This is a genomic window from Curtobacterium sp. B8, from assembly GCF_000333315.1.
Taxonomy (GTDB): Bacteria; Actinomycetota; Actinomycetes; order Actinomycetales; family Microbacteriaceae; genus Curtobacterium; species Curtobacterium luteum.
Genome location: NZ_BACW01000313.1, coordinates 1 through 5,496, shown reverse-complemented (window position 1 = coordinate 5,496; position 5,496 = coordinate 1). Strand labels below are relative to the sequence as shown.

The following is a 5,496-nucleotide window of genomic DNA, read 5'->3' as shown; positions in this document are numbered from 1 at the left end:
CATCCGGCTCATGGAGGAGTCGATCCCGACCGAGCTCGACGCCGCGATCGAGGACGGGGTGCTCGCCCTCACGCGCGGCTGGGTGCACGCGCTCGTCGCGACGCCGGTGGGTCGGGCCCTGCCGATCATCGTCGAGCTCGCCGCCCACCAACCCCGCGTGGCCGAGGCCGTCGCTGCATGGCACCTCGACCGACGGGTCCGCGTGAACGCGATGCTGCAGCGGGCGATGGACGCCGGTGACCTGCGACCGGACGTCGACCTCGGCATCGCGGTCGACCTGCTCGGCGGTCCGACGTTCTACCGGCGGGTGTTCGTGTCGCTCGACATCCAGGCGCCGGACTACGCGGTGCGGCTCGCGCGGGAGTTCCTGCGGTGGGCCGGGTGGACCGGGGACCTCGCACGAGTGGGGGCGGCCTCGTGACCGACAGCCTGGAGGTGGCCTCGTGACCGACACCGTGCCCGAGCCCGGACTCGACGAGCCCGTGGACCGCCGTCCCACTCCGCCCTGGACCGACATGGGCGTCGGGGACGTCCGGCCGGGGCACTGGATCGGCTTCAACCGCCGGTCCGACGCCGCACGTCAGGTGTCGGACCTCATCCGCGCCGACATCGTCGCCGGACGCTTCGCGGGGCCGCTCCCCTACGAGTGGGAGCTGCTCGACCTGTACGGCACGACGCGGAACGTCCTCCGTGCAGCCCTCACCCTGCTGAAGGAGCAGCGGCTCATCACCCGTGCTCCCCGGTCCGGGACCTTCGGCGTCCGCCCGGTCGCGTCCGTGAGCCTCGCACGCACGACCGAGGAGGTCACGATCTACGGCGAGACCGCTGGCGGGAGCATCTTCGACTCGCCCCGGGTGAGCATCGTGCACCTCTGCGTCCAGCTCGTCCCCGCGCCGGAGACCGTCCGGCGGAACCTCGAGATGACCGGCACGTCGGCGTACTTCGTCGAGAGCCTCATCTCGTTCGACGGCGAGCCGAGCCGGGTCCGGACGAGCTGGGTGCCGCAGGAGCGCTTCCCGGGCCTCGTGTCCGAGCCGCTCACCGCGTACGTGCCCGACGTCCTGGTGCGCCGGAGCGGCGAGCGGCCGGTCGCACGCCGGCTGCTGCTCAGCACGGTGAACGCCGACCAGTGGACGGCCGACCTGCTCGACATCGACCCCGGGCAGGCGATCTTCCACATCGAGCGGCTGATGTGCCTTGCCGACGGGACCCCGGTGGAGTACGGGTTCTCGCGGTACCGGGGGGACCGGGCGGTCATCGACTCGCGGGTGGTGTGAGGGCGCGCCCCACGGCTGGTGCCACAGTGGCCGGACGGGAGGCCGGACCACCCGAGCGGGTCTGCTCACGTGGTCCGGGCCTCCACTCCGAGGTGTACCCAGGTAGAGCCCTCCCCGTCCGGCAGACTCGACCCGCGGAGTTCTCGTGGTGGGCGTGGTCCGGCCTCGTGGCCATCGCACTGGCAGGGGCCGGATTGATCGGGCGCGCCCTAGTCATCGCGATCCGCAGAGACGGGATCGGACGGGCGAAGGCAGAACGAGGGAGTAGTGCTCCGTGGTTCTGGTCCGGAGTCGCAGTGCTCACCGTCATGGGTCTCCTGCTGATCCTGTGGATCATCGCACTCGACCGCTGAGGGGCCGAGGGGGGTGCCGCTGACCTGCCCGCGTGCAGCGCCTTCGGTCAGGTCACCGATGCTCGATCAGATGATCGTGACGCTGTGTGCCCGGAAGAAGTACCCGTCCTGTCCGGCCGGGTAGGGCTCGACCTCGAACCGTACGGTCTGTCCGGGCCGCAGTGAGAGGAAGCCGGGCCCGGTGAGCTCGGAGAAGTGCACGAAGACATCGGACTCGAGCGCCTCTGAACGGAGGGCGCCCCAGCCCTCGTCCTCGCTCCACCAGACACACACGCCATCGACGATCTGCACGACCGCACTGTACTGCGCGCAGACATCCAATCGCGGCGCGCTCGAGCCCTGCCACCCAGACCAGCGACCGCGCTCGGCAACGAGGAGTTGGATGCCAGCATGCTGTTCGGACTTCCGCCTCGCGCGCTCAGCCTTTCGCTCGGCGTGGGGGCGTTGGTCGCGGGCGTGATCATGGCACTCCTCGGCCTCGTCGTGGGTCCCGACTCCGTCGGCCTGGTCGCAGCCGGGTTCGTCATCGCAGCGATGGGATTGCTGGCCGCCGTCGTCGGTGCGATCGGCTTCGCACTGCACGGGTCCGTTCGATCCGAGCGTGCAGCCACGAAGCGGCAGCCCGACCGAACGCCTGCGACAGCAGAAGCACGCGCGGACAGCGATCACACGGGATGAACCCGCGACCGGATCACCCGAGAAGCGGACGTCGGCGAACGGCGCCGTGCTCCTCCTCAGAACGTGGAGGCGGTCGCATGCTCGCAGCTGCTCGCGGTCCCGGGGGGGGGACCGGGCGGTGATCGACTCGCGGGTGGCGTGAGGGCGGGACGCGCGGCTGCCGCCACGGTGGTCGCACGGGAGGCCCGGCCCACGTGAGCGGGTCTGCTCACGTGGCCCGGGCCTCCCTTCTGACGCCGAGGTGAGCCCGGTGGGAACGGCCGAGCGCTACGGTCCTCGGTGCTCCCCACCGCTCACGCTCGATCGAGCGCTGCTGCGTGCGAGCAGCGTCGACATGGCTCAGCCGTGCGATCCCCATCCGGCCCACGCCTCGCATGCACGCATCTGCTGGAAGGTTCCACGGTAGGCGATCCCCTTGCAGGTGTTGACGTTCGGGTACCAGCCGGTGCATTCAGCGCCCTTCTCGTAGGCGCATTCCTTCGCCGAAGCCGGAGAAGCCCCCACCATCACCCCGCCAGCGATGAGCGCAAGACCAGCGAGCACTGCTGCGATCTTCTTCTTCATTGAACGTCTCTTTCCTGTGATTCGAACAGCATGCAACGTCCGCCCAGCACAATGCGCCCTTCAGCATCGTGAATTCCTGACGAAGAGCCCCCAGCGGCACGCCCCGCCCATTGCCCACTGCGTGCGGGAGCCGGGGCGAGAAGCGAACGTGACGGCGAGTATTGCATCGTGCAACAGCACTTCGGGTCATCCTTCAGGATGAACACGTCCGTCGACCGGCCATCACCGCGTCTCGAGGAACAGCGGGCGCGGATCGTGTCGACGCGAGTGCTGGTCGCAGAGTCGAACGTCCATGATGTTTACAATGGTGGCCGAACGGCACTGAACAACAGGGGGAAATGCAATGAGCAATGTCAAGCGAGCATTGGCAGGTATGGGGCTGGTCGTGGCACTGGCGGGGGTGGGAATCGTCTTGCCTGCGGCCGCGGCTCCGGCCCACGCAGGTCCGCTCGTGTGTCACTCGTGGACCGAGACCTACACCAAGAAGGGCTGCGACAAGAAGACGCAGATCTGCACGGCGTACATCTACCACAGGATCTGTGACTAGGACCGCGGCAGGGGTCGTGCGATCGCACCGGTCGTGCGTCCCCTGGCCTCGGGGCCGGTGATCAGGCGGTCCAGGACCAGCCCCGAGCGACGGGACCGCCGTCTCAGCATCACCAACGACTGCTCCTGAGCAGGAGTCGCGGGCGCACCGTGGCCACCGAGGGCGTGCCACGCGACGTACTGCCGCTCAGACCTCCCCGAGCACCTTCCGCCAGGCGGCCGTCAGCGTGGCGTACTCGTCGTCCGAGACGAGGTCGCGCACGCCGGTCGCGAGCACTGCGGACCGGACGGCCTCCTCCGCCCCGGCGCGGTCGCGCAGATGCGCGTCCGAGTGCCGAACGGCGCGTCCGGCCTCCTGTGCCGCCTCGATCTCCTCGACGCGTCCCGCTGCGCCGGCGGCGTCGAGCGCGTGCTGCCAGGCGGCGAGGAGGTCGGCGTTCGTGACCATCCGCCCGTCCGCGCCGCCCTGGATCGCGAGCGATGCGCTCGGTTCCGGCACGAGGATGCCCTCGTCGGCCTTCCAGGTGACGTCGAGTGATTCGGCCTCTTCGGCAGTGATCCGACCGGCGCGCTCGATCATCGCCTGCAGTGCACCGTTGCTCGTCGTGTCCGACACTGTGTCCTCTCCGACCGACGCGCTCGCGTGGTCCAGACCATCCTCTCGGCCACCCAGCGCCTCGCGCACAGCGCACACACATGGGGCCTCGTCACAGCATGCCGAACGCCGCCTGCACCCCGAGGCTCGTGCCCGCCACGAGCGCCCACAGCACGATGCCGAGCAGCATCGGCCGGAACCCGGCCCGCCGTAGTGCCCCGAAGTCCGTCGACACCCCGATCGCGCCGAGCGCCACCGTGATGAGGAACGTCGCCACGGTCGCGAACCCGGGTGCCGCAGCCGCGGGCAGCACCCCGACGGTCCGGAGCAGCACGACCACGAGGAACCCGATCAGGAACCACGGCACCAGCCGGAACACGCGGACGCCCCCGGCGCGACCGGCACCGTCGACGGACGCGGCCTGTGCGCGGGCGGTGCGCCGTGCCTCCAGGCCGGCCAGTCCGACCACGATCGGGATGATCATGAGGGTGCGGACGAGCTTGACGACGACCGCCGTGTCGGTCGCCTGGCGACCGTAGACGGTCGCCGTCGCGACCACCGACGACGTGTCGTTGACCGCGGTCCCGGCGAAGACGCCGAAGGCGTGCTGCGACAGGCCGAGCGCGTGACCGAGCAGTGGGAAGAGGAAGACGGCCGCGATGTTGCAGAGGAAGATCGTCGACATCGCGTAGGCGACGTCCGCTCCGACGGCGCCGACGACGGGCGTGACGGCGGCGATCGCCGAGGCGCCGCAGATCCCGGTCCCGACACCGATCAACGTGCGGAGCGTCGACGACACCCGGAGCGCGCGTCCGATGAGCCACGCCCCGACCAGGCACACGACGAGGGTGGTGAGCATCACCGGCAGGGTCTCGGCGCCGATGCGCAGCACCGCGCCGATCGAGAGCTGCGCGCCGAGCAGGACGACGGCCGCCTGCAGCACCCGGCTCGACGCGAACTTCACCCCGGGCGCGAGCAGGCCGAGGCCACCGTCGGTCCGTCGACGGACCAGCCAGCCGAGCAGTGCCCCGAGGACGACGGCGGGCACCGGGCCACCGACGACGGGCACCAGGGTCCCGACGGCGGTCGCGACGATGCCGACCGCCACGGCGACGGCGACGCCTGGCAGGGCAGGACGGACGGCGGAGGAGGTCAGGGGCACCGTCCCAGCATGGCCACCCGCGCCCCGGTGTGTTACCGGGTGCGCGTCGCGGCGGTGCCGACCCCGAGACTCGGCCGGCGCGACATTGCTCGCGATCGGGAGCGCGAGCGGTGTCGCTGGGCACGAGACTCGGCCTGAGCGACATTGCTCGCGATCGGGAGCGCGAGCACCGTCGCTGGGTACGAGACTCGGGCGGCGCGGACCGAGACTCGGCCGCAGCGACACTGCTCGTGGTCGAGAGTGCGAGGACTGTCCCGCACGGCGAGACTCGGGGGGGCCGCGGCACCCGCCATCGTCCGGCCCGGGGCGGAAGCACGCAGG

General features: G+C 70.7%; 7 protein-coding genes. 3 read left to right on the top strand and 4 right to left on the bottom strand.

Annotated features, from left to right (window positions below; all coding sequences use genetic code 11):
- The coding region (locus I59_RS20795) for a TetR-like C-terminal domain-containing protein (RefSeq protein ID WP_022903368.1) at window positions 1-421 on the top strand (421 nt) is incomplete at its 5' end.
- A gap of 22 nt (window positions 422-443) precedes the next feature.
- On the top strand, window positions 444-1,277 hold the full coding sequence (locus tag I59_RS07720) for a GntR family transcriptional regulator (protein WP_022903367.1): 834 nt from the start codon (window positions 444-446) through the stop codon (window positions 1,275-1,277).
- Window positions 1,278-1,696: 419 nt separating this feature from the next.
- On the opposite strand, the gene I59_RS22020 is transcribed toward I59_RS07720, so the two are convergent.
- Window positions 1,697-1,921: a cold-shock protein gene (locus I59_RS22020; RefSeq protein WP_031273308.1), complete on the bottom strand. Its 225-nt coding sequence runs from the start codon at window positions 1,919-1,921 to the stop codon at window positions 1,697-1,699.
- Window positions 1,922-2,008: 87 nt separating this feature from the next.
- Between I59_RS22020 and I59_RS22015 the strand changes: the two genes are divergently transcribed.
- Window positions 2,009-2,308: a hypothetical protein gene (locus I59_RS22015; protein WP_148286134.1), complete on the top strand. Its 300-nt coding sequence runs from the start codon at window positions 2,009-2,011 to the stop codon at window positions 2,306-2,308.
- Window positions 2,309-2,647: 339 nt separating this feature from the next.
- Here I59_RS22015 and I59_RS22010 read toward each other — a convergent pair whose 3' ends face one another.
- The 3 genes from I59_RS22010 to I59_RS07695 form a co-directional block, all read right to left on the bottom strand.
- Window positions 2,648-2,872: a hypothetical protein gene (locus I59_RS22010; RefSeq protein ID WP_148286133.1), complete on the bottom strand. Its 225-nt coding sequence runs from the start codon at window positions 2,870-2,872 to the stop codon at window positions 2,648-2,650.
- Between the two features lie 733 nt (window positions 2,873-3,605).
- Window positions 3,606-4,034, bottom strand: a complete 429-nt coding sequence (locus tag I59_RS07700) for a hypothetical protein (RefSeq protein ID WP_022903364.1) — start codon at window positions 4,032-4,034, stop codon at window positions 3,606-3,608.
- A 91-nt stretch (window positions 4,035-4,125) separates the two neighbouring features.
- Entirely contained in the window at window positions 4,126-5,175 is a 1,050-nt protein-coding gene (locus I59_RS07695; protein ID WP_022903363.1) for a YeiH family protein, read from the bottom strand.
- Window positions 5,176-5,496: the final 321 nt, after the last annotated feature.

What these genes read in the sequence shown, in the direction of transcription:
- I59_RS22010 (WP_148286133.1), bottom strand. Translation starts at nt 2,872, where the DNA reads ATGAAGAAGAAGATCGCAGCAGTGCTCGCTGGTCTTGCGCTCATCGCT.